This is a genomic window from Ruegeria sp. BHSB056 (assembly GCF_059613305.1).
On record NZ_JBXWSG010000200.1, the window covers coordinates 1 to 1,186 of the forward strand.

At 61.3% G+C, this 1,186-nt stretch carries 1 protein-coding gene; it reads right to left on the reverse strand.

Annotated elements, in window-relative coordinates; translation table 11 throughout:
- Nucleotides 1-1,186, reverse strand: a 1,186-nt coding sequence (locus tag AC2FND_RS20315) for a formate--tetrahydrofolate ligase (protein ID WP_496771505.1), incomplete at both ends; no start/stop codon positions are given.

Consider the following 1,186-nt stretch of genomic DNA (forward strand, 5'->3'; position numbering starts at 1 on the left):
CCCCCTTCGACGATTTCCACAACCTTGCGGGCCAGATCGGCAGAGCCTTCCGAGCCCAGCTCCCAATGGCGCGACAGAACCGCCTCGACCCCATGAGAGGCGCAATAATCCTTCACCGCCTGAACCTCGGCATCGGTGTCGGTGACAAAGTGGTTAATGGCGACAACAACCGGCACACCGAACGACTTCACGTTCTCGATATGGCGGCCCAGGTTGGCGCAGCCCGCCTTGACCGCGGCGACGTTTTCCGCACCCAGATCGGCCTTGGCGACACCGCCATTCATCTTCATCGCGCGCACGGTGGCAACCAGAACCACGGCAGAGGGCGCAATGCCCGCCTTGCGGCACTTGATGTTCATGAACTTCTCGGCACCCAGATCGGCGCCAAAGCCCGCCTCAGTGACCACATAGTCAGCCACTTTCAGCGCGGTCTTGGTCGCGATCACCGAGTTGCAGCCATGCGCAATGTTGGCAAACGGGCCACCGTGGACAAAGGCCGGGTTGTTTTCCAGCGTCTGCACCAGGTTCGGCTGCATTGCGTCTTTCAGCAGAACGGTCATCGCGCCTTCGGCCTTGATGTCGCGGCAATAGACCGGCGTCTTGTCGCGGCGATAAGCCACGATGATATCACCCAGACGCTTTTCCAGATCCTTCAGGTCGTTTGACAGGCACAGGATCGCCATAACCTCGGACGCCACGGTGATGTCAAAACCTGTTTCACGCGGGAACCCGTTCGACACGCCGCCCAGGCTGGCGGTGATCTGGCGCAGGGCACGGTCGTTCATGTCGACCACACGACGCCATGCGACCCGGCGGGTGTCGATCTCGCATTCATTGCCCCAGTAGATGTGGTTGTCGATCATCGCCGACAGCAGCGAATGGGCCGAGGTGATCGCGTGGAAATCGCCGGTGAAGTGCAGGTTCATCTCTTCCATCGGAACAACCTGCGCATAGCCGCCACCCGCAGCGCCCCCCTTCATGCCGAAGTTCGGGCCCAGCGAGGCCTCGCGGATACAGATCATCGCGTTCTTGCCGATGCGGTTCAGACCGTCACCCAGACCAACCGTTGTGGTCGTCTTCCCCTCACCCGCAGGCGTCGGGTTGATCGCCGTCACCAGCACCAGCTTGCCGTCCTCACGACCCTGCACCGAGTTGATGAACTCCTGGCTCACCTTCGCCTTGTCAT